The organism is Tardiphaga sp. 839_C3_N1_4 (genome assembly GCF_051811045.1).
Classification (GTDB): Bacteria; Pseudomonadota; Alphaproteobacteria; order Rhizobiales; family Xanthobacteraceae; genus Tardiphaga.
In genome coordinates this window covers 572,601-594,581 of record NZ_JBPWQD010000001.1, presented here as the reverse complement: position 1 = coordinate 594,581, position 21,981 = coordinate 572,601, and the positions used below count along the sequence as shown (strand labels likewise).

Sequence of the window (21,981 nt, the reverse complement as noted above, 5' to 3'; positions counted from 1 at the left end):
CGTTCTTAGTTTCTCGCGACACCTGAAAGGCGCGATGGATCCGATGCAGAGCCCTTCCGACGACGCGAGCACCACCATGCGAAATCCCGATCTTGACGGCGACATGCTCCGCGAAAAATGCGGTGTATTTGGTATCTACGGCCATCCCGATGCGGCGGCGATCACCGCGCTCGGTCTCCACGCCCTCCAGCATCGTGGCCAGGAAGCGGCCGGCATCGTCGCCTTCGACGGCAAGCGTTTCCATTCCGAACGTCGCCTCGGCCTCGTCGGCGACACCTTCTCCCGCCGCGAAGTGATCGAGCGTCTGCCTGGCACCGCCGCCGTCGGCCACACCCGCTACTCCACCACGGGCGAAACCATTCTCCGCAACGTCCAGCCGCTATTCGCCGAACTCAATGCCGGCGGTTTTGCAGTGGCCCATAACGGCAACCTCACCAACGGTCTGACCCTGCGCCGCGAGCTCGTGAAGAACGGCGCGATGATGCAGTCGACCACCGATACCGAGGTGATCCTGCACCTCGTCGCGCATTCCAAGCGCAACCGTTTCATCGACCGCTACATCGAAGCCCTGCGCGCCATCGAAGGCGCCTATGCGCTGGTGTCGCTGACCAACAAGAAGCTGGTCGGCGCCCGTGATCCGCTCGGCATCCGCCCGCTGGTGCTGGGTGAACTTGACGGCTCGCCGATCCTCGCCTCGGAAACCTGCGCGCTCGACATCATCGGCGCCAAGTACATCCGCGACATCGAGCCTGGCGAAGTCATCGTGTTCGATGAGAACGGCGCGCAGAGCCACAAGCCGTTCGCGCCGCAAGCGCCGCGCCCCTGCATCTTCGAATATATCTACTTCGCACGTCCGGACTCGATCGTCGGCGGACGCTCGGTTTACGACACCCGCAAGGCGATGGGCGAACAGCTCGCCCGCGAGACCCATGTGGAAGCCGACGTGATCGTGCCGGTGCCGGACTCCGGCGTGCCTGCCGCGATCGGCTATTCCCGCGCCTCGGGCGTGCCGTTCGAACTCGGCATCATCCGCAATCACTATGTCGGCCGTACCTTCATCCAGCCGACCCAGAGCGTGCGCGAACTCGGCGTGCGCATGAAACATTCGGCCAACCGCGCTGCCATCGAAGGCAAGCGCATCGTGCTGATCGACGACAGTCTGGTGCGCGGCACCACTTCGAAGAAGATCGTCAAGATGATGCGCGACGCCGGCGCCAGGGAAGTCCACTTCCGCATCGCCTCGCCGCCGATCACCCATCCCGACTATTACGGCATCGACACGCCGGACCGCGCCGGCCTGTTGGCCGCCACGCACACGCTGGAAGAAATGCGCGACCTCATCGGCGCGGATTCACTGGCCTTCGTCTCGGTCGACGGCATCTACCGCGCCATGGGCGAACCCGGCCGCGATCCCGCCCATCCGAAATTCGCCGACCACTGCTTCACCGGCGACTATCCGACCCCGCTCACCGATATGAGCGAGATCGATGCCCCGCGGCAGCTCTCGCTGCTGGCGGAAGCGAGCTGAGCGCAGTCTTATCGGGTGTCATCCCCGCGAAAGCGGGGATCCATAGCCACGATCTAATTTGTTTGGCTCTGGATTAGACACGACCACCTTTCCGCATCATAACCCTCCCGTGTATGGATCCCCGCCTTCGCGGGGATGACGCCTGAGATTTATGAGCCGCGCCATGACCCTTCCCCTCGCCTCCCGCATCGCCCTCGTCACCGGCGCCTCGCGCGGCATCGGCTACGCCACCGCGCTGGCGCTGGCCAAGGCCGGCGCGCACATCGTCGCCGTGGCGCGCACCCAGGGCGGCCTCGAGGAACTCGACGACGCGATCCGCGCCGAGGGTGGCGGCAGCGCCACGCTGGTTCCGCTGAACATCACCGACCTCGACGGCCTGTCGCGCCTCGGCGCCGCTTTGCATGAGCGTCATGGCAAGCTCGATATTCTGGTCGGCAATGCCGGCGTCGCCGGCCCGTCGTCGCCGCTCGGCCATATCGAGCTGAAGGCCTGGAACGACACCATGGCCACCAACCTCACCGCGAACTTCCAGCTCATCCGCTGCATGGAGCCGCTGCTGCAGCAGTCCAACGCGGGCCGCGCCGTGTTCCTCACATCCGGCACCGCCAGCAAGGCCTCCGCCTATCGCGGCCCCTATGCCGTCTCCAAGGCCGCGCTGGAAACATTGGTGCGCGTCTGGGCCAATGAAACCGTGACCACGAATATCCGCGTCAACCTGTTCAATCCCGGTCCCGTGCGCACGCATATGCGCGCCATCGTGATGCCCGGCGAAGATCCCGAGACACTCGATACACCGGCGCAGGTCGCAGAGCACATCGTGCCGTTGTGTCTGCCATCCTGGACGGAGACCGGGAAGTTCGTCGACTACAAGACCGGCAAGGTGATGGGCTTCCACGCGCCGTCGTGACGATTTCGTAGAACGCCCCTCACTCCGTCATGGCCGGGCAAAGCGCGAAGCGCGGCTTCGCTAGATGTCCCGGCCATCCACGTCTAACGTTGCGGCCAAGGCGTGGATGCCCGGAACAAGTCCGGGCATGACGACCGAGAGTGCACAGGATTGACTCTTCCCAATCTCAAGCCTTCACTCCCTCCCAAGCGGGACAACCCGCACCGACAATCAGGGAGGTCGTTATGGCATCGCCAACTCATCGCGCGCGGTCACTGCGTGCACTTGCAGCAGCAGCCATCGCTTTCGCCGCGCTGTCCCTCGCACCTCCCTCCTCTCGCGCCGCCGATATCCCCCGCTTCGAGGTCGACGCATCCTGGCCGAAGCCGCTGCCGAACAACTGGATCCTCGGCCAGGTCGGCGGCATCACGACCGACAAGGACGGCCATGTCTGGGTGATCCATCGCCCGCGCTCGCTGACCGATGACGAGAAAGGCGCTGCACTCAACCCGCCGCGTTCGAAGTGCTGCGTCTCCGCGCCGCCCGTATTGGAGTTCGATGCCGCCGGCAATCTGTTGCGCTCATGGGGCGGGCCTGGCGAAGGTTACGAATGGGTCGGCCGCGAGCATGGCATCGAGGTCAGCGACGATGGCTTCGTCTGGGTCGGTGGCAATCTCGACAACGACAATGCGATCCTGAAATTCACCACTGACGGCAAGTTCGTGATGCAGATCGGCAAGATCGCGCCGAGCAAGGGCAGCAACGACACCACGCAGCTCGGCAAGCCCGCCGAGACCGCCATCGACAAGGATGCCAACGAGATCTATGTCGCCGACGGCTACGGCAATCGCCGCGTCATCGTATTCGACGCCACCACCGGCGCCTACAAGCGGCACTGGGGCGCCTATGGCAACAAGCCGAATGACGACAAGCAGGCGGCTTACGACCCGAACGCGCCGGTGGCACAGCAGTTCGGCAATCCCGTGCATTGCGTGAAGCTGGCCAATGACGGCCTTGTCTATGTCTGTGACCGCATCAACAACCGCGTGCAGGTGTTCAAGAAAGACGGCAGCTTCGTGAAGGAGTGGTTCTACGAGAAGGCCACGCTTGGAAATGGCGCGGTGTGGGATCTCGCTGTGTGGCCCGACCCGAAACAGAGCTGGCTCTTGACCGCCGACGGCGAGAACAACGAGATCCGCGTCATCAATCGCGACGACGGCAAGGTCGTCGGCACCTTCGGCCGTAATGGCCGCCAAGCCGGCCAGTTCCACTGGATTCACGCCATGGCTGTCGATGCCAAGGGCAATGTCTACACGGCCGAAGTCGACACCGGTAAGCGCATCCAGAAATTCAAGCTGGTCTCGGATGCGCTGAAGTAGTTTTCGCTACAAGTTATATAGCCAGATCGTCTGTTTCTGGTCCCGATGATGCGTGCCCCATGCTGATGCATGCGAACAATGGAGCTGCCCATCATCATCTGGACAGCCGCATTGTTCGCGCTCCCGGTTTGGGAGTTTGAATCACTGACGTTCAGCCAAACGCAATGGCCCTGGCCCGGCTCTCGCCCTTCGGGACGAAGCCGACAATCCATGCTAGTCTCGCGCGCCATCAAACGGACGACGGGTGATAGCAATGCTGGAAACCGACAAGTTGTTCGCTGGCTCGATTCCGGAAAACTACGACCGCTATATGGTGCCGTTGATTTTCGAGCCGTACGCCGCAGATCTTGCACAACGCGCAGCGTCTTTCTCGCCAGGCACCGTTCTGGAAATCGCCGCGGGCACCGGGGTTGTCACCCGCACGTTGGCACCAAAACTGTCTCCCGGCGCAAGCTATATTGCAACCGACCTCAACCAGCCGATGCTCGACTACGCCGCATCGCGACAAGCTCCCGACGATCGCATCACATGGCGACAAGCGGATGCTCTGGCGCTCCCGTTTGAAAATGCCGCCTTCGATCTCGTGTGTTGTCAGTTCGGTGCGATGTTCTTTCCCGACCGCTCAGCCGCCTATCGCGAAGCGAAGCGAGTTCTGAAGCCCGGAGGGCATCTTCTATTCAATGTATGGGATCGCATCGAGGACAATGTATTTGCTGACGATGTGACGAATGCTCTCGCAAAGATCTTTCCGGACGACCCGCCGCGCTTTCTGGCGCGCACGCCACACGGCTACCACGAAACGGCACTGATCCATCGCGAGCTGGAGGACGCAGGTTTCTCCCATGTGATGATCGAGACGAGAGCCGAACAAAGCCGTGCATCTTCGGCGCGCCTTCCGGCCGTGGCCTATTGTCAGGGAACTGTTCTGCGCAACGAAATCGAGGCCAGAGACGCAGGAAAACTGGAAGCTGCAACCGACTACGCCGCCTCTGAAATTGCGCGCAGACATGGCAATGGCGAGATTGCTGCCAAGATTCAGGCGCACGTGATCGTGGCTGTGGCCTGAGTGTCGGAATATCCCGCTCCGACACTTCGCGTGGCTAGGCTTCCGTGAGTTTCGAACCGTTCTATATCAAGTGTTCATCAATAACTTGAGCTGGACGCTGGTACCGTCTATCTCTGCCGGAAGATCAGGAGCATCCTGACCGCAGGAACCGGTGATGAGCGAGATTTCCGATAGCGACATTGGCGCCGTCGGTGACATGGTCGACGATCTCCTCATACAGACAACCTATCGTCTGTATCGATCAGCTATTGCCCCGTTCTCAATGATCACCGCAACGCATCGAAGCCCGTCTTGTTCGAACGCGTGACATCATGACCCTCTGGAAGAGCACGATCGCGAGGCTCTTTACGTCACATCGCGCTCATCTCGAAACGCTGGTGCGTCGCCGGGTCCGCGATCGTGAAGTGGCTTCGGAGATCGTCCAGGATGTCTTCGCCCGGGTGCTTGCCGCCGGTACCAATGGCTCGGACGAGGACAACAAGCGCGTTCTCTATGCTGCAGCCCGGAACGCTGCAATCGATCATAACCTGACGGCATCGCGGCGGCATCATATGCTCGCCGATGTACTGCCTGAACAGCTCAGTCCCGGACAGCCATCGGAAGATGCAGCATTGCAGGCGCGCGAAGCCGTTGCCGCACTGGATCGCGCGCTCGCGCAGCTCTCCGCCCGAACCCGCGAGATCTTCGTTCGCCGACGTGTCAATGGCGAGTCCAATGCCGAGATCGCACAGCGGTTCGGCATTTCCGTGAGTGCCGTCGAAAAACATCTGCTACGCGCCATGCAGCACTGCCGCGCCGCCGTGGACGATCATCTCAACCTCGCCAGCAAAGATTTCCGCTAAAATGGATGTGGGTTCTTTCTCGTCGCTCGTTGTAAAGGTAGGAGTAGCTGGAACGCTTCTAACGGCAGGAGCATTCCCGCGTCGCCTTTTCGATCGATCGAAGGAATTGCTGATGAAACCTGGCGACCGGCCAACGAAAGCACAGTGCGCCGCCGCTGATCTCTGGCTCATCCGACGCGACGGGACGACGACTGAGGCCGACGAAGCGTCCTTTCGGCAATGGCTCGCTGAGGATCATCGTCATCAACTTGCCTATCGTGAAGCAGGGACGATCTGGCAGCAGCTTGAGGAGCCGGCCATTCGGCTGGCTGCACGCGATCATCGTCGCGGCAACATCGCTGCCCGGCGCCGGATGAGATGGTGGCCGGCATTGCCCGCAGCGATCGCTGCAGCCTGCGTCATCTGGTTCGTCAAGCCATCGATGGTCGAGAACTGGCAGGCAGATATCGTCACGGCGCGCGGCCAAGTGATCGCCCGCGACCTGCCGGACGGCTCCCGCCTGAACATCGGTGCCGACACTGCCCTGGACCTGGACTTCAAGGATGGTCGACGCCGGGTCGTTCTGCGCCGTGGCCAGGCCTTTTTCGATGTAAAGCCCGATCAGACGGCCTTTACGGTTGATAGTGGCGCTGGCGAAATCCGCGTGCTCGGGACTGCCTTCAATATCGACCGGACGGCTGATGGTGTCGAGGTGACAGTTCAGCGCGGACTGGTGTCAGTCGCTGGCGAGGATCGCGATACGACCGTCAAGCTATCGGCAAACCAGCACGTGCGCGTGTCCGGCGGAAAACTCGGCACCGTGGAAGCCGGAGACATCGACGCCAGGCTGGCGTGGATATCCGGCCGCCTGGTCTTCGACCGCGTTCCGCTGCGTCGGGTCGTCGAAACGCTGCAGCGCCAAACATCAAGCCGCATCGTCATCCGCGGCCGCTTCAGCGATCTGCTCGTCTCCGGCACGTTTCCGACCACGAATGTCGATGAAAGCCTCACAGCCATTGCCGGCATGGTCGAGGGCAACATCGCCCAGATCACCCCTTGGGTGACTGTCATCTACTGAACTCCTGCGCTGTTTACCGGAATTCTAAACCGCAACACCCACAGACCTGATGTGGGTTTGATTTCGTGACTCGTTGAACTGGATGAAGAGCAGAAGCTCTTCGCGGCGCTGGGGCGGCGCACAGCAAACAACGAGATAGCGGAGTTCGTGCGTAATGCGGTTCGGGGGTAGACGGGGCGTCGCTCGCCATGTGGCGGGCGGGCTGATCGGCATATTGCCGTTGATCACGACAGTACCGGCCTTTGGCCAAAACAATGTCGACGCAACAGCGACCACCCCTGCGACCTACCCGCTCAACATTCCCGCCAAACCTCTTGCAGCGGCAATTGCCGATCTCGGCGCCAGCAGCGGATGGCGCATCCTCTACACGATCCAGCTCGTGCCAGACATCCGCAGCCAACCGTTGAACGGCAATTACACGGTAGCGCAAGCGCTGGGACAACTGCTGGCCGGCACAGGAATTACGTATCGCATCACCGGCCCGAAAGCCGCGTTGCTGATCGATCCGTCGCAGAGCCGCGCGGGCCCCGTTCCTTCCGGCGACGGCGTCCAGCTCGATACGATCGTCGTCGATGCGGCCAGGAGCGATAATACGACGGGCTCCGGCTATCAGGGAACGCCGGACTGGGTCTATCAGCGACCGGCCGCGGTCAGCGTGATTTCCCGCGAGGCGATCGAGAGCAGCCCGACGCGCAACGCGCGCGATCTCTTGGACAATGTGGCCGGCGTCTATGCCAATCGCTCGGCGGCGCAGAACCCCGGCATCAGCGTCAATATCCGCGGCCTGCAGGACCAGGACCGCATTGCCACCATGATCGACGGCGCGCGGCAGAACTTCCAGCGCAGCGGCCACGGTGCGACGCAACGGACCTATGTCGACACCGCCTTCCTGCGCCAGATCGACGTGGAGAAAAGTACGACGTCGGGCGTTGGAAGCGCCGGCGCACTCGGCGGCCTTGTCAATTTCCGCACCTTCATCGCCGACGACCTGATCAAGCCCGGCAATCAATATGGCGGCGTGGTGAATGCCACTACGGGTACCAACGCCTATAATTTCGACGGCTCCACGGCAGCCGCCGTCCGCGTGTCCGAACGCTTCTCGGTGCTCGGCGGCGTGAGCTACAAGAACATCGGCGCCTATGACGTCGGCAAGAACGGCACCATCCCGACCGCGAATACCTATACCGGTACCGGCGACGTCCTGTTGTTTTCCGGCCAGGAGGTCTTTTCCACCATCCTGAAGGCAGAGGCGCTGACGACCGAGGACGTGAAGATCACGATCGGCTGGCTGCATAACGATTCCCGGTACAATACCGGAAACTACGATAACACGATCGCACGCGGCGGCATCCTGAAGTCCAGCGAGCAGGTCGCCAACGACACGTTCACCTCAGCGCTCGACTGGAATCCCGGCAATGACATCGTCGATCTGAAGGCCAAGCTCTATTACAACCACCTCAAGAACGACACGGTCTCCGACGGCGCGTTTGCACTGACCGGACCATCGAATTTCGTGTTCTCGACGCTGGGCGGTAGCGTTGAGAACACCAGCCGTTTCGAGACGGGCATCGGCGCGCTGGCGCTCAACTACGGCCTCGAAGCGTTCAGCGACACCGGCAAGACGACGCTGCAGCGCGGCTTTATCGCGCCAACCAACGGCATCGACTATTCCAGCACGCTGACCGGCGGCACGCCGAGCGGAGATCGCGACGTCGCCAGCGGTTTCGGCACGGCGACTCTCAAGCCGGCGGAATGGGTGACCCTGATCGGCAGCGTGCGCTACGACTGGTATCATATCGCTGGCAATGCGACGATCTATGGCACCCCCCAGCCCACCATCATCGGGCAGCGGATGATCGATCCCGGCAAACCGGCCGTCTGCAATAGGCGCGGCTGCTCGGACGCCGTTCCGCCGAAATATCTGCCGATAAACGGTCCCGACGTCTATCCGAGCTATGATGTAGAGATCGACAAATCCGGCGGCGCGTGGCTGCCAAACTTCACGGTTGCCTTTCAGCCGGTCGACTGGCTGCAGCCCTTCGCCAAATATTCCAAGAGCTATCGGCCCCCTACTGTCATGGAGTCCTTCCTGAACGGCGGCCACGATGCAAATGAAATCAATGGCTACGCGCCGAACCCGTTCCTGCGTCCGGAACGCGGCGACACCTACGAAGCCGGGTTCAATGTCCTCGCCAACGGCATCCTGACCGAGCGCGACACCGTCCGCTTCAAGGCCGTCGGCTTCTATCGCGAGATCACGGATTATATCAGCTTCGGAAAAATCCGAAACGCGGAGGCCGCCAAACAATACGACAGCTATGTCAATCTCAACGGCGTCACCCGCATGAAGGGCGTCGAGATCGAGGCCAACTACGACGCGCGGTTCCTCTATATCGGCGGCACGGTGACGCGCATCGACACGGATTTCGCCGACAGTTTCACCAGCCCGACAGGACGGGACACGCCGATCAACAGCGGCCTTGGCGCCGCCGTCATCTTCGAGCAGCCGAAACTGCGCGTGACACTCGATGCCGGCATCCGGCTATTCGACGAGAAGCTGACGCTGGGAACGCGCGTCGTCGACGTCTCGAAGACTGTCCCTGCCCTGGGCTCGCTGCGCAGCGGCTACGAGATGCCGGGCTATCGCGTCTACGACATCTACGGATCCTATAGCTTCGACGAAGCGACCAAGCTCCGCTTCGCCGTGAACAACGTCACCGACCTCGCCTATGCGCCGGCGGTCGGCGCCAATTTCTACGCCGCGCCGGGTCGCACCGCGACGGTGTCGCTGAACTACAAGTTCTAGTAATTCCCCGCTCCATCGCCGGGGATGGGTGGCCCGCCACATGGCGGGCAAAACAAGCAGAGAAGGGTATTCAGAATGACCTTAAATATTCAGCTCACGGCTGCGAGCAGCAATCTGGCGGTTTATCTGGCGTCGTACGACGCCAACTTCACCTACAACGGGAACGGCTGGTTCTCCACCTCGTTCACCGGCCAGGATCAATGGTCGGCAGGTGTCGATACCGAAGGCACCGACAACAATCTGCCGTCCGTCATCATGAACATCCATGACTACAGCTATACGCCCGGTACATTCAACGGTGACGTGGAATCGCTCACGCTCGGGCATAATCTTGAATATGTGCCGGCCACGGATCTGTGGGTGCAAGATCAGGAACTGATCATCACCAATAGCAGTGGCTACATGCCCGTTACCACCACCTTCAATCAGGCGATCTATTCGCTATCGCATGGTGGGCTGGTCGATGGTGGGACGTTCTTCGGTCAGTCATTCGCGGGTCTGACCGACTACTTCGCCGAACAGGGCACGGGCCAGACCGGCACGACCGGCAACGACGTCCTCCTCAGCTTCGCGGGCAACGACGTGCTGAGCGGAAACGGCGCTCCATCGGTCGATACATTCCGCTGGAGCGCTGATTATTACGATACTGCCGCGGGCACCGCTGCACAGGGCTGGGGCAACGACGTCATTACCGACTTCTTCGACGACGCCGACCAGATTCAGTTCACAGGTTTCGGCTGGGCAAATGCCGCGGCATTCCAGACTGCAGGCGGCAGCCTGTCCGGCAATGTCATCACCTATGCCGACGCGACGAACGGGCTGACCAGCACCATCACGGTGAACTTCGACGGCGGCGGCACGCTGGACTGGAGCGATATCGCCTTCGCCTAACAGGCTTCGCTGCGAACTGGCGGCCACCCAACCTGCTGACGCGACGCTGATGTCGCGTCAGCTCGTTGCATCGGGATCACCCGCAAGCTGATCACGACGCGCCGCCGGATCACGACGTCCCGACAACTCAAATTCAGAGGAACGACAATGGCACTGACCATCACCTACAGCGAAGCAAGCAGCAACCTGCCCGCTTATCTGGACAACTGGATCGACAATTTCGAATATCGCGGTACCGGAAATTTCAACGCCGTGAAGAACACCACCGACCAATGGTATGCCGGCACACGCATCGTCGGCGGCGGCGATAACGACAAGTCGTCGATCATCGTGAGCGGTGATGACTTCTCTTATACCCCGGGCGTCGTCGATGGCACGGTCACCAACCTGACACTCGGCAGCAATCTGGCTTATGTCTCATCGACCGATCTGTGGGTCCAGGATCCCGGTCTGTCGATCGGATTCAGCGGCGCAACGCTGACGCCGGCCTTCGATGCCGCGATCACCGACTTGTCGCAGAATGGCAGCCTGAACAGTCTTTACGGCTACTTTGCCGAACAGGGCACCATCCAGACCGGCACGGCCGGCGACGATGTCATGCTGAGCTTCGGTGGCAATGACAGCTTCACTGGCGATATTGGCAACGATACGCTCGTTTTCGCCGACGGATGGGCCAATGACGTCGTGCTGGATTTTCACGCGACCGCGGGCGATTTCGATGTCCTCGACCTGCAGAGCGTGACCAACATCTCGAACTATGTCGATCTGTTCTTCAACCACAGCAACTGGTGGGATCAGAGCAACGTGCTCACCATTACCGATGGCGCCAACTCGATCCAGCTCGATGGCTATGTCGGGACAGACATGCTTGGTCTGATCCTGGACGGCCACTTCACCGTCTGAGCAGAGCCGTCGTGGTGAAAGCTCCGCAGCGACGTCCGTCGCAGCCATTGGCTGCGGCGGTTGTCTCGCCATTCAAGTCCGCCGTCGCGGGGATCGCCGTGATCAGCGGCATCGTGAACGTGCTCGCGCTGACCGCGCCGCTGTTCATGCTGCAGGTCTATGACCGCGTGCTGGCCAGCCGCAGCGTTTCGACGCTGATCGGCCTCGGTGTGCTGGCGGCCACGCTCTACGCCTTTCAGTCCCTTTTCGACATCATTCGATCGCGCATTCTGCTGCGCATCGGCGAGCGCTTCGATCACCAGCTCTCCGGCCGCGTGCATGATGCCGTTGTCGGCCTGCCGCTTGAGATGCCTTTGCCTGGCGATGGCCTGCAGCCATTGCGCGATCTCGACAATGTGCGCGGCTTCCTGTCCGGCCCCGGCCCAACCGCCTTTTTCGACCTGCCGTGGATGCCGTTCTACCTCGCCATCTGTTTCGTGTTTCATGTCTGGATCGGCATCACGGCGCTCGTGGGCGCCGTCATCCTCGTATCCCTCACCCTTCTCACCAATGCCCGCTCCAGGGGAGCTGCCCGCGAGACAGTGCAACACGGCATGTTTCGCAACGCCCTGATGGAGGCCAGCCGTCGCAATGCCGAAGTGGTGCGCGCGATGGGCCTCGGCGGCCGGATGGCCGCGCGCTGGCATCGCACCAACTCGGATTATCTGGCGGCCAATCGGCGGGCTGGCGATGTGGCGGGAGGCCTCGGTGGCGTCGCCCGCGCGCTGCGTGCGCTGCTGCAGTCGACCATGCTCGGCGTCGGCGCCTATCTCGTGATCAGGCAGGAAGCCAGCGCCGGCGTGATGGTAGCGAGTTCGATCATGATGGGCCGCGCGCTTGCTCCCGTGGATCTGGCTATCTCGACATGGAAGCCGTTCCTGATGGCGCGGCAAAGTTGGGCACGACTCGATGAATTGCTGACGCGCCTGCCGGAAGCCCCGAAGGCGATGGCGCTGCCACGCGCCCATGTCGATCTGCGCGTCGAGGCGATGACCATCGCGCCGCCCGGAGAGAAACGGCCGACGGTCACGGGGCTGAGCTTTACCGTTTCCGCCGGAAGCGCTCTTGGCATCATCGGCCATAGTGGCAGCGGCAAGTCCACACTGGCACGCGCACTGGTCGGGGCCTGGCGCCCGGCCAGCGGCAAGGTGCGCATCGACGGCGCCAGCTTCGACCAGTGGGACCGCGAGATGCTCGGTCGCGATATCGGTTACCTGCCGCAGGGCGTCGAACTGTTCGATGGCACCATTGCCGAGAACATCTCCCGCTTCGAAGACGACCCGGACTCCGAGGCCATCGTCGCTGCCGCCAAGGCTGCTGGCGTGCACGATCTCATCCTGCGCCTGGACAACGGCTACCAGACGCGGATCGGCGAAGCCGGCTCTGCCCTGTCCGCCGGCCAGCGCCAGCGCATCGGGCTGGCACGCGCGCTCTATGGCGATCCATTTCTGGTCGTGCTCGACGAGCCCAATGCCAATCTCGACGTCGAGGGCGAAGCAGCAGTCATCCGTGCTATCGCCGCCATACGTGAGCGCAAGGGCATTGCCATCGTCATCGCTCATCGTCCGAGTGCGATCGGCGCCGTTGACCTCGTCTTGGTGATGGAGGGCGGTCGTGCCAAGGCATTCGGTCCGCGCGCGGACGTTCTCAGCAAAGCGCTGAAGGCTCCCGCCCCCGCAGTACACGGCAGCGGCACGACGACCAGCCATACGGCCACCGCGCGGTCTCTGGCGCCGCTGAGGGTGATCGCCAATCCCGCCGACAAGCCGGGAATGAGCACACATCCTCAAGACGATATGGGAGATCGCGATGCCCGATAGAAATGTCTCGGCGGTCTCCCACTCGATCCTACGTCACCTCGGCATCGCCACGCTGGCAGGTGTTGTGCTGGTGGGCGGCATCGGCGGATGGGCTGCGGCGACCAATCTGGCCGGCGCAGTCGTCGCCGCAGGACACTTCGTCGTGGATACCAACGTCAAGAAGGTCCAGCACCCGACCGGCGGCGTGGTCGGTGAGATTCTGGTCCGCGAAGGACAGCGCGTGATTGCAGGCGACATTGTAATGCGCCTCGACGCGACGCAGACGCGCGCCAATCTCGCCATCGTAACCAAACGGCTCGACGAATTCGCAGTGCGACGGGCGCGGCTCCGCGCCGAGCGCGACGAGGCCGGCGTCATCGCCTTCCCCGACGAGATCAGATCGCGCGCCTCCGATCCGGAGATCGCGCAGCTCATGGCAGGCGAGAACAGGCTGTTCGAACTGCGCCGCGATGCCCGCCTGGGCCAGAAGGCGCAGCTTCGCGAACGCGCGCTTCAATACGGCAAGGAAGTGCGCGGCCTCGTGGCTCAGGAGGAAGCGAAAATTCGCGGCATCGGTCTGATCCAACGCGAACTGAGAGGCGTGCGCGAACTCTGGGAGAAAGGGCTGGTACCCATTCAGCGGATGATGGCGCTGGAACGCGAAGCGGCAAACCTTGACGGCGAACGCGGCCGGCTCGTCGAAGCGCAGGCGCAATCCGGCGGCAAGATTTCCGAAACACAGCTGCAGATGATTCAGGTCGACCAGGATCTCCGCAGCGAAGTCGCCAGCAGCCTGCGCGACATCGAGGGCCAGACGGCGGAATATGTCGAACGGAAGGTGACTGCAGAAGATCAGCTCAAGCGGATCGATATTGTCGCGCCGCAAAGCGGACTGGTCCACGAGCTCGCGGTTCACACCGTTGGCGGCGTGATTTCGCCGGCCGACACGGTCATGCTGATCGTACCCGACAGCGACAGGCTGGCACTTGAAGTACAGATCAACCCGCAGGACATCGACCAGATACGGCTCGGCCAGCCAGCCGTGCTGCGCATGTCGGCCTTCAACCAGCGTACCACTCCCGAACTGAACGGCAGCGTCAGCCGCATCGCCGCCGACCTGACGCTGGATCAGAAGTCCGGGCTTTCCCATTACATCGTGCGGATCACCATCCCGCCGCAGCAACTGGCGCGCCTCGGTAAACTCGCTTTGGTTCCGGGGATGCCTGCGGAAGCCTTCATTCAGACCGGCGAACGCACAGTCCTCTCTTTTCTGGTCAAGCCCATCGGCGACCAGATTGCACGATCATTTCGCGAGGAATAGCCGGTTCAAGTCGAGGTCACCCCCTGCGCATGGGGCTGGGATACGGCTTCGCCGACTTCGCGCCGTCACGCCAGCGACCCGGCGCTATTCCGGTCACGCGCTTGAACGCGCGATTGAAGGCCGCTTCGGAGTCGTAGCCGACATCGCTGGCGATGACAGCAAGACTGTCGCTACCCGTTCGCATGCGCTCCGCTGCCAACTGCATCCGCCAGCTGGTCACATATTCGATCGGAGCCTGGCCCAACACCTCGTTGAAGCGCTCGGCGAGCACCGTGCGCGACGTACCACATTCGCGGGCCAGATCGTCGACCGTCCAGCGATGACCGGGATTTCCGTGGACATGCCACATCGCACGCCCGAGCACGGGATCGTTCAGCGCGGCGAACCAGCCGTGTGCACTTGGCGGCAATCCCGCGGCGTAGCGACGCAGCACCTCGACGAACAGCAGCTCCATCAGCCGGCCTAGCATGATCTCACTGCCGGGCGTCGCATCTTCGGTCAGTGAGAGAATTTCGCGCACCGTCGTGGCGAGAACCGCACTCACCTTGTCGTCGCCGGCGCGATCGATCAGCATCGGCGGCAAGGTCCGAAAGACCGGAGAATGCAGCAGCTCCGACGATTCGATGAAGCCGCAGACCATGCGGGTCTCCCGCCCTCCGCCGCCATGCTCGATCGTCCACATGCCGGATAGTGGACCGGCCCGCACCAGTTCCATCGCGGAACACAACTCCGCACCGTCGCCGCTGTAGAACCTGTGCGTGTCGGCAAACGGCATCAGCAGAATGTCGCCCGCGGCAATGGTGCCTCGCTCGCCACTGGCGAGTTCAACGGTGCATTCGCCCGCCGCGATCAAATGAAAAATGCTGACATGGCGCAAATGCGCCATCGGAGTGCGTTCGTCGAAATGTTTCGGGCTAATGAGGCCGAAGGGCTCGGTCAGGCTGGCGTTCAGAAATACCGATCCGCTGAGCCGGATCGACCGCAGCATATCTGCGAGCAAATCCCCACCGCGATCAATATCCGGCGTCGCTGCAAATGATGGCGGTGTCTCGATCATGCGAGGTCCTGAACCTCCGACCATCGTCCGCTGCCCCAACCATGCGCGGCATGTGGCGCATTGTATCCGATGGAGACGATGATGATCAAGAAACGGCTATCCAAAGCCGCCGATCGTAGCTTCCGCTTGATTGCAGCACTGTTGATGCGGCGCGCCATTGCGCGGCTGATCAACATCGACGACAGATCGCTATCCAAGGCAGGATTATCACGTGCCGCGGTGGCCGAGTTCCTCGAGAGTCCGCTTCGAACCGACCCGCACCGCTTCTTCAGTAGCAAGCATGCGCAGCACGATGTGCAAGACGTCGATACCGCACGCGCGTCGATTCAAGTCTCGCTGGCTCAACCGGATCCGATTCATTGTCCCTCAGATGACTCGATCGCCTTCGACAACCATCGCGCGCAGATTGGTACGCTGCACCGGGAAACCATCATGCGTGCGATCCGACAAATGGCGAGCTTCCGCATGCGAATCCTGACGGCCGGCGTGCTCGTCGCCGTCGGCGCCCTGAGTGCCTGCTCCGGCAGCCTGCCCAATCACGATGCGGCACAAGTCCGCCGTAATCACCCCGCGCGCTGTCAGCTGCGGCCGAATCTCATTCGTCTATCGCCGATCATGCCGTCGAGCGAGCGCGTGGCCGAGGCATCCCTCCTCCCCAGGCAGCCGCGCGCCAGGCAACCCGAAGCGCGCGCGGGTCCTCCAGGACGGGCCGGCTGAGACAACGCTTACGCTTGGTTCAAATCGACAAGACAACCAGCAAAGGATAGTTCCATGACCCGCTACATTGCACTCATCTACGGGCTCGTGTCCTACGCGATCTTCTTTATCACGATCCTTTACGCCATCGGTTTCGTCGACGGAATGATGGTACCAAAAGACATCAATGCCGGAACGCAAGTTCCGTGGCTGGAAGCTGTGCTCGTCAATCTCGCCCTGATGTCGCTGTTTGCAATCCAGCACAGCGTCATGGCGCGGAAGTCGTTCAAACACTGGTGGACGCAATATGTCCCGGCTTCGGTCGAGCGTAGCACCTATGTGCTGTTCGCCAGTCTGAGCCTTCTGCTGCTGTTCTGGCAGTGGCGCCCGATGCCGGCGATCGTCTGGCAGATCAACAATCCGCAACTGGCCATGGCCATGACAGGGCTTTCCCTGTTCGGATGGGTTCTCGTCTTCACCAGCACCTTCCTGATCAACCATTTCGAGTTGTTCGGAGTGCAGCAGGTGGTGCAGAATCTGTCTGATCAGAAGCCGTCAGCGCCGGTGTTTCGCACACCGCTTTACTACAAGCTTGTGCGCCACCCGATCTATCTCGGCTTCATCATCGCCTTCTGGGCGACACCGATGATGACGGTCGGGCATCTGTTGTTCGCGGCCGTCACCACCGCCTACATCTTCGGCGGGATCTTTCTGGAAGAACGCGATCTGGTCGAGTTGTTCGGCGACGACTATCGCCGCTACCGCGATCGGGTGTCGATGATCCTGCCATGGCGCAAATCAGAGCGTCCGCCTGCGCAGAGGCACGCCAATCCGTTCGGGCTCAGCGGCGAGCGATAGGACACAAAATGGAAACGCCGGATCGCGTGCACCGCGATCCGGCGGTTTTTTTCTTGCTGGTCGATCAGTTCGGCCGCTTGCGCTTATGCGCGAACGGGTTCGCCTTCTCGCGCAACGTGATGCGGATCGGCGTGCCCGGCAGGTTGAAGGCCTCGCGCAGCGTATTGGTGAGATAGCGCAGATAGCTCGTCGGCACCGCATCGGCGCGCGAGCAGAACACGATGAAGCTCGGTGGACGTGCTTTCGCCTGGGTGACGTAGTTCAGCTTAAGCCGGCGACCCGATACCGACGGCGGCGGATTCTTGTCGATCGCATCCTCGAACCAGCGATTGAGGCCTGCGGTGGGAATGCGGCGATTCCAGACCGCGTAGGAATCCTGTATCGCCTTCATCAGCCGTTCGACGCCCTCGCCCATCAGCCCGGAGATCGCTACGACCGGCACCCCCCTGATCTGCGGCAACAAGTGATCGGCATCGGTGCGCAGCGCTCCAATCAGGCCGCCTTGCTTTTCGACGAGATCCCATTTGTTGACCGCTATCACCAGCGCGCGTCCCTCGCGCTCAACCAGATCGGCAATGCGCAGATCCTGTTCCTCGAACCTGTTCTGCGAGTCCATCATCAGCACGACGACTTCGGCGAAGCGCACCGCGCGCAGCGTGTCGGCGACGGAGAGCTTCTCCAGCTTCTCCTCGATGCGTGAACGACGGCGCAAACCGGCGGTATCGAAGATGCGGAAGTCGCGGCCCTTGTAGTTGAGCTCGACCGAGATGCTGTCGCGGGTGGTGCCGGCCTCCGGCGAGGTCAGCAGGCGCTCTTCGCCGAGCAGATAGTTGATGGTCGTCGACTTGCCGGCATTGGGGCGGCCGACGATAGCAACGCGGATCGGCCGCGTCTCGATTTCTTCTTCGGGAATGATGACGTCGTCATCGTCGAATTCTTCCGGCTCTTCGACCGGCTCCGGCATCAGCACGCGCAGCGCGTCATAGAGTTCGCCCAAGCCTTCACCGTGTTCGGCCGAGATCTGGATCGGATCGCCGAGACCCAGCGCATAGGATTCCATCGCGCCGACCTCGCCGTGCTTGCCCTCGCTCTTGTTGGCGAGCAGCAGCACCGGCTTGTTGGCGCGGCGCGCGAAATCCGCAAAGGCGCGGTCGTTCGGCGTCAGACCCATGCGCGCATCGATGACGAAGAACAGCGCGTCTGCCAGCGCAATCGCCGTCTCGGTCTGCTCCTGCATGCGCGCGGTCAGCGAGCCCTTCGGGCCTTCATCGAGACCGGCGGTGTCGACCAGCGTGAATTCGAGATCACCAAGCTTGCCCTCGCCCTCGCGGCGGTCGCGGGTGACACCGGGGGTGTCATCGACCAGCGCAAGCTTCTGCCCGACCAGACGGTTGAACAGCGTGGACTTGCCGACATTGGGTCGGCCGATGATGGCAATGGTATAGGACATAGGTGATCCGTGCGCCCTTTACGGACAGCCTGTCAATGAGAGGGCGCGCGAACTCAGCGCGAGAAACTACCCGACGGCACTGGTGCCGGGAATGGTGTGGTGGCCTGCTGGGCCGGCGCGGCCGTGGTGGCTGCTGCCGGCTCGTCCGGCGGCGGCGCGGTGGTGCTGCGGCGGCGAGCGACCTTCTTGCCTTGCGGCGGCGGCGGCGCGGCAGCCGTGCTGCCTTCCTCTGTCGGCGCGGCATCCGGATCGGCGGGAGCTGCGCTGTCCTGACGGACGGTGCCGACCTGAACAGAGCCACGGCTCTTCGCCTTGCGGCCCTTCGGCTCTGGCGCGCCCGGCGGCGGCTGCAGTGGGGCGGCTGCGACGGGCGCAGCCTCCTGCGCGCGCTGGCGCTCGACATTCTCCTTGTAGAGATCGCGCGGCACGCCCTGCTCAAGACCGGGGACGCCGTCGGGGAACACCGGCTTGCGGTCGCCGGGCAGCTTCTTCTTGGTGTCGAGGAAGTCGAGCATGTCGGACGGGTCCCAGCCGGTCATGCTGCCGCAGCCCGAGAGCGCGCTGGACAGCGCGATCAGGACGGCGGCGGAAACGAGGCGTTGCATCGGGCGCATGGACGACTTCTCACTCAACTCGTGATCTGAACGATCGGCTTCAGGTCAGCTTTAATTCGGCTCTTGTCTTGCTCAGCTTTTTGCTGCGGGCGGCAGCAGCGCCTGCAACGCTTCGGCGCGGGTGCGCAGGCTCGCCGGCGTCTCCGCGTCGTTGGACATCATGTCCAGCCACTGCCGCGTCGCCACGGCGTTGTTGGCCTTCCATGCCGACAGCGCCAGCAGCTCGCGCGCCGAATGGCGATAGGTGCTAGTATTGGTCGTCGCTGGCTCCAGGCGGGTCTGCATCGCCTCATAGGGCGTGGTCTCCAACAGCAGGCTGCCGGCGCGAATACGCGCGAGATCCTGCTCAGGTGCTGGAACGGTGCGGTCTGCGACAATGTCGTCATAGAGCTTCACTGCGGCCTGCGGGTCGCGCGAAGCAGCCTCAGCAGCGGCGCGCAGACGCGCCAGCGTGCGGTAGCCGGACGGCGCCTCGGCGGCGAGCTTGGTGAAGGCGGCTTCCGCCTCGGCATGCTTGTTCTGCTCGGCCAGCTCGACCGCGCGGTCGAACGCCGCACCGGCCACGGCGGCCTTCTTGGCCTCAAGATAGCTGTAGCCACGCCAGCCACCGACGCCGACCACGATCAGAATCGCGACTGCGATGATCAGGAGCGAATACTTCTCCCAGATCTTCTTGAGCTGCTCGCGACGCAGGTCTTCGTCGACTTCATTAAATAATTCAGACACTTAAAGGTATCCTGTCCCCGATGGGCCGCGCTCACCCCGAGCGGCGCCGGGCATATACGCTCCGGCATGGCGGCGGCGATACCCTAGCGTTATGGCGCTGGCAAGGCAAAGCCAGCGCGATCAAAGCGTTATCCCGAAATGCTTAATTTCGAACGATGCCTTTTAGGCCCGTCAGTTCATGCCGCCGGCGCCGCCGCTGGTGCGCCCATTGGCATTGGCCCCGGCGCTGTTATCGCCGAAGGCCGAATTGGCATTGTTACCGCCCAGCGCCGCATTGCCGCGGGTGTCGTTAAGCGGGTTTGCGACCGGACGCGGCTCCTCGACACGATAATGGGGCTTCCGCTCCTTTTTGGCCGGATCGGCGTGGGAAACCGCGGGAAGCAACGCCAAAACGGCGACAAAGCTCAGCAACTTCAAGGCCTTCATCATCAACATCCTTCGCATTGCCCCTGCTCTTTCAACCCCGGCCGGGCCGCAAAATTCCCGCCGAAATCCTGCGTCCGTCTTGCGTCAAACCTGCGTCAGCCCTTCGGCTTGCCGCCATAGACATGTTCGGGCCCCGGAAACGCCCGCGAACGCACATCGGTTGCATAGCCCTCGATGGCCGCCTCGATCATCGGTCCGAGATTGCCATAGCGCTTGACGAATTTAGGCACCCGTGCCGACAAGCCGAGCATGTCTTCGAGCACCAATACCTGACCGTCGCAAGCCGGGCTCGCGCCGATGCCGATGGTCGGGATCGGAATCGTCTCGGTGATCTTTCGCGCAAGTGGTTCGGCGACCGCTTCGATGACGACGGAGAACGCGCCGGCTTGCGCGATAGCAATCGCATCGTTCTGGATCGGCCCCGGCACGTTCTCACCGCGCGCAATCGCTTCGGCCTCTTCCTTGCCCTGCGAGCGGAACGAACCGAGCGCTGCGATCGACTGCGGCGTCAGGCCGATATGCGCCATCACGGGGATGCCGCGCTCGGTGAGGAACGCAATGGTCTCGGCCATGCGGGCGCCGCCCTCAAGCTTCACGGCGCCGCAATGGGTCTCTTTCAGAATGCGCGCGGCGGAATGAAACGCCTGCTCTTTCGACGCTTCATAGGAGCCGAACGGCATGTCGACGACGACCAGCGACTGCTTGGAGCCGCGCATCACCGCGTGGCCCTGCAGGATCATCATGTCGAGCGTCACGGGGATCGTGGTCTCAAAACCGTGCATGACATTGCCGAGCGAGTCGCCGACGAGGATCACGTCGCAATAGCGATCAACCAATGAGGCCGTATGCGCATGATACGAGGTGAGCATCACGATCGGCTCGCCGTTCTTGCGCGCGAGAATATCTGGTGCCGTCTTGCGCTTGATGGCCGACTGAACTGACATGAACTTAAGCTCCGAACACGGGAACGCCGATCACCACCGGATGGAAGGCGAAACCCAAAGCGATATAGGCGACGATGCCGACCGCGACCGCAATCGCGTCATTCATCGGACCGCCCACCGGGATCGGCGGACCGCCGGCATCGGCGCGATGCTTCAGCGAAATGCGATCAATCACCGCCCAGGCCAGGAACGATCCGAACAGGATGATCGAGCCGAGATCACCATTGGCGAGCAGATGTGCGGCGGCCCACAGCTTGATGCCGGCGAGCATCGGATGTTTCAGCGTGGTGTAGATGCGGCCGCGGATATAGGACGCGGTGACCATGATAACCGCCGGCAGCATCAGCGCGACGGTGATGTGCTTCATCGCCAGCGGCGGCGTCCAGACATTGATCCAGCCAGTCGCGCGATATTGCGCGAAGCCCCAGATGATCAGCGCGAGGCCGACGGCGGAGATCAGCGCAAAGCCGAGCTTGTAGACGCTCTCGCCCAGACGCGCGATCAACTGCGCGCGCGCCTCGCGCCTGATGATGAACAGGTGAATGCCGAGAAACAGCACGAGGCCGAGGATCATCACGATCAGTCCCATGATGTCCAGTCCTCTCGCCCGGGCGGTTGCGTGCCGGATGGGTTGCCCGCCCTGAAATTCCCACTATGGTCCCGCCCGGCCAGCGGATTTTAGCCGCCTTTGGC

20 protein-coding genes are annotated in these 21,981 nt (G+C 62.4%); 13 read left to right on the top strand and 7 right to left on the bottom strand.

Translation table 11 applies throughout. The annotated features are described in order from the left end of the window. Positions 1 to 34: 34 nt before the first annotated feature. The 11 genes from purF to AB8A38_RS03105 all read left to right on the top strand — a co-directional run bounded on the left by purF (position 35) and on the right by AB8A38_RS03105 (position 14,517). Positions 35 to 1,528, top strand: a complete 1,494-nt coding sequence (gene purF / locus AB8A38_RS03155) for an amidophosphoribosyltransferase (RefSeq protein ID WP_081421779.1) — start codon at positions 35 to 37, stop codon at positions 1,526 to 1,528. Between the two features lie 163 nt (positions 1,529 to 1,691). Beyond that, positions 1,692 to 2,435 carry an SDR family NAD(P)-dependent oxidoreductase gene (locus AB8A38_RS03150; protein ID WP_439084958.1) on the top strand — a complete coding sequence of 248 codons (744 nt, stop codon included), beginning with the start codon at positions 1,692 to 1,694 and terminating at the stop codon, positions 2,433 to 2,435. Between the two features lie 224 nt (positions 2,436 to 2,659). After that, complete coding sequence (locus tag AB8A38_RS03145; RefSeq protein WP_439084957.1) at positions 2,660 to 3,793, top strand: hypothetical protein; 1,134 nt, start codon at positions 2,660 to 2,662, stop codon at positions 3,791 to 3,793. A gap of 253 nt (positions 3,794 to 4,046) precedes the next feature. Further along, positions 4,047 to 4,859, top strand: coding sequence for a class I SAM-dependent methyltransferase (locus AB8A38_RS03140; RefSeq protein ID WP_439084956.1), 813 nt, complete (start codon positions 4,047 to 4,049; stop codon positions 4,857 to 4,859). 311 nt (positions 4,860 to 5,170) lie between these two features. Then, positions 5,171 to 5,701 (top strand): RNA polymerase sigma factor, encoded by a 531-nt coding sequence (locus AB8A38_RS03135; protein ID WP_439084955.1) that lies wholly within the window; start codon positions 5,171 to 5,173, stop codon positions 5,699 to 5,701. Between the two features lie 112 nt (positions 5,702 to 5,813). Next, positions 5,814 to 6,758 carry a FecR family protein gene (locus AB8A38_RS03130; RefSeq protein ID WP_439084954.1) on the top strand — a complete coding sequence of 315 codons (945 nt, stop codon included), beginning with the start codon at positions 5,814 to 5,816 and terminating at the stop codon, positions 6,756 to 6,758. Positions 6,759 to 6,978: 220 nt separating this feature from the next. Then, on the top strand, positions 6,979 to 9,564 hold the full coding sequence (locus AB8A38_RS03125) for a TonB-dependent hemoglobin/transferrin/lactoferrin family receptor (protein WP_439084953.1): 2,586 nt from the start codon (positions 6,979 to 6,981) through the stop codon (positions 9,562 to 9,564). A 75-nt stretch (positions 9,565 to 9,639) separates the two neighbouring features. After that, entirely contained in the window at positions 9,640 to 10,455 is an 816-nt protein-coding gene (locus tag AB8A38_RS03120) for a hypothetical protein (RefSeq protein ID WP_439084952.1), read from the top strand. Between the two features lie 147 nt (positions 10,456 to 10,602). Continuing rightward, complete coding sequence (locus AB8A38_RS03115) at positions 10,603 to 11,358, top strand: hypothetical protein (protein WP_439084951.1); 756 nt, start codon at positions 10,603 to 10,605, stop codon at positions 11,356 to 11,358. 11 nt (positions 11,359 to 11,369) lie between these two features. After that, a complete protein-coding gene (locus AB8A38_RS03110) occupies positions 11,370 to 13,217 on the top strand; it encodes a type I secretion system permease/ATPase (RefSeq protein WP_439084950.1) in 1,848 nt (615 codons plus the stop codon). Then, the gene (locus AB8A38_RS03105; RefSeq protein ID WP_439084949.1) at positions 13,207 to 14,517 is read left to right on the top strand and encodes an HlyD family type I secretion periplasmic adaptor subunit; all 1,311 of its coding nucleotides are present in this window, start codon (positions 13,207 to 13,209) and stop codon (positions 14,515 to 14,517) included. The genes AB8A38_RS03110 and AB8A38_RS03105 overlap by 11 nt, the downstream gene beginning before the upstream one ends. Positions 14,518 to 14,533: 16 nt before the next feature. Here AB8A38_RS03105 and AB8A38_RS03100 read toward each other — a convergent pair whose 3' ends face one another. Further along, positions 14,534 to 15,574 (bottom strand): AraC family transcriptional regulator, encoded by a 1,041-nt coding sequence (locus AB8A38_RS03100; RefSeq protein WP_439084948.1) that lies wholly within the window; start codon positions 15,572 to 15,574, stop codon positions 14,534 to 14,536. A gap of 81 nt (positions 15,575 to 15,655) precedes the next feature. On the opposite strand from AB8A38_RS03100, the gene AB8A38_RS03095 reads away from it, so the two are divergent. Beyond that, entirely contained in the window at positions 15,656 to 16,291 is a 636-nt protein-coding gene (locus AB8A38_RS03095) for a hypothetical protein (protein ID WP_439084947.1), read from the top strand. A 54-nt stretch (positions 16,292 to 16,345) separates the two neighbouring features. Continuing rightward, positions 16,346 to 17,128, top strand: coding sequence for a methanethiol S-methyltransferase (gene mddA, locus AB8A38_RS03090; protein WP_439084946.1), 783 nt, complete (start codon positions 16,346 to 16,348; stop codon positions 17,126 to 17,128). 64 nt (positions 17,129 to 17,192) lie between these two features. On the opposite strand, the gene der is transcribed toward mddA, so the two are convergent. The 6 genes from der to AB8A38_RS03060 form a co-directional block, all read right to left on the bottom strand. Further along, positions 17,193 to 18,578: a ribosome biogenesis GTPase Der gene (gene der, locus AB8A38_RS03085; RefSeq protein WP_315842512.1), complete on the bottom strand. Its 1,386-nt coding sequence runs from the start codon at positions 18,576 to 18,578 to the stop codon at positions 17,193 to 17,195. Between the two features lie 53 nt (positions 18,579 to 18,631). Then, positions 18,632 to 19,192 (bottom strand): hypothetical protein, encoded by a 561-nt coding sequence (locus AB8A38_RS03080; RefSeq protein WP_439084945.1) that lies wholly within the window; start codon positions 19,190 to 19,192, stop codon positions 18,632 to 18,634. 72 nt (positions 19,193 to 19,264) lie between these two features. Beyond that, positions 19,265 to 19,918, bottom strand: a complete 654-nt coding sequence (locus tag AB8A38_RS03075) for a tetratricopeptide repeat protein (protein ID WP_315842513.1) — start codon at positions 19,916 to 19,918, stop codon at positions 19,265 to 19,267. Between the two features lie 171 nt (positions 19,919 to 20,089). Further along, a complete protein-coding gene (locus AB8A38_RS03070) occupies positions 20,090 to 20,353 on the bottom strand; it encodes a hypothetical protein (RefSeq protein ID WP_439084944.1) in 264 nt (87 codons plus the stop codon). Positions 20,354 to 20,439: 86 nt separating this feature from the next. After that, positions 20,440 to 21,288: a 3-methyl-2-oxobutanoate hydroxymethyltransferase gene (gene panB, locus AB8A38_RS03065; RefSeq protein ID WP_439084943.1), complete on the bottom strand. Its 849-nt coding sequence runs from the start codon at positions 21,286 to 21,288 to the stop codon at positions 20,440 to 20,442. A 4-nt stretch (positions 21,289 to 21,292) separates the two neighbouring features. After that, complete coding sequence (locus tag AB8A38_RS03060) at positions 21,293 to 21,877, bottom strand: NnrU family protein (RefSeq protein ID WP_315842516.1); 585 nt, start codon at positions 21,875 to 21,877, stop codon at positions 21,293 to 21,295. Positions 21,878 to 21,981: the final 104 nt, after the last annotated feature.

Excerpts from the sequence above, each read along its gene's own strand:
- purF (WP_081421779.1), top strand. The coding sequence starts at position 35 with ATGGATCCGATGCAGAGCCCTTCCGACGACGCGAGCACCACCATGCGA.
- AB8A38_RS03150 (WP_439084958.1), top strand. The coding sequence starts at position 1,692 with ATGACCCTTCCCCTCGCCTCCCGCATCGCCCTCGTCACCGGCGCCTCG.
- AB8A38_RS03145 (WP_439084957.1), top strand. The coding sequence starts at position 2,660 with ATGGCATCGCCAACTCATCGCGCGCGGTCACTGCGTGCACTTGCAGCA.
- AB8A38_RS03140 (WP_439084956.1), top strand. The coding sequence starts at position 4,047 with ATGCTGGAAACCGACAAGTTGTTCGCTGGCTCGATTCCGGAAAACTAC.
- AB8A38_RS03135 (WP_439084955.1), top strand. The coding sequence starts at position 5,171 with ATGACCCTCTGGAAGAGCACGATCGCGAGGCTCTTTACGTCACATCGC.
- AB8A38_RS03130 (WP_439084954.1), top strand. The coding sequence starts at position 5,814 with ATGAAACCTGGCGACCGGCCAACGAAAGCACAGTGCGCCGCCGCTGAT.
- AB8A38_RS03120 (WP_439084952.1), top strand. The coding sequence starts at position 9,640 with ATGACCTTAAATATTCAGCTCACGGCTGCGAGCAGCAATCTGGCGGTT.
- AB8A38_RS03115 (WP_439084951.1), top strand. The coding sequence starts at position 10,603 with ATGGCACTGACCATCACCTACAGCGAAGCAAGCAGCAACCTGCCCGCT.
- AB8A38_RS03105 (WP_439084949.1), top strand. The coding sequence starts at position 13,207 with ATGCCCGATAGAAATGTCTCGGCGGTCTCCCACTCGATCCTACGTCAC.
- AB8A38_RS03100 (WP_439084948.1), bottom strand. The coding sequence starts at position 15,574 with ATGATCGAGACACCGCCATCATTTGCAGCGACGCCGGATATTGATCGC.
- AB8A38_RS03095 (WP_439084947.1), top strand. The coding sequence starts at position 15,656 with ATGATCAAGAAACGGCTATCCAAAGCCGCCGATCGTAGCTTCCGCTTG.
- mddA (WP_439084946.1), top strand. The coding sequence starts at position 16,346 with ATGACCCGCTACATTGCACTCATCTACGGGCTCGTGTCCTACGCGATC.
- der (WP_315842512.1), bottom strand. The coding sequence starts at position 18,578 with ATGTCCTATACCATTGCCATCATCGGCCGACCCAATGTCGGCAAGTCC.
- AB8A38_RS03080 (WP_439084945.1), bottom strand. The coding sequence starts at position 19,192 with ATGCGCCCGATGCAACGCCTCGTTTCCGCCGCCGTCCTGATCGCGCTG.
- AB8A38_RS03070 (WP_439084944.1), bottom strand. The coding sequence starts at position 20,353 with ATGTTGATGATGAAGGCCTTGAAGTTGCTGAGCTTTGTCGCCGTTTTG.
- panB (WP_439084943.1), bottom strand. The coding sequence starts at position 21,288 with ATGTCAGTTCAGTCGGCCATCAAGCGCAAGACGGCACCAGATATTCTC.
- AB8A38_RS03060 (WP_315842516.1), bottom strand. The coding sequence starts at position 21,877 with ATGGGACTGATCGTGATGATCCTCGGCCTCGTGCTGTTTCTCGGCATT.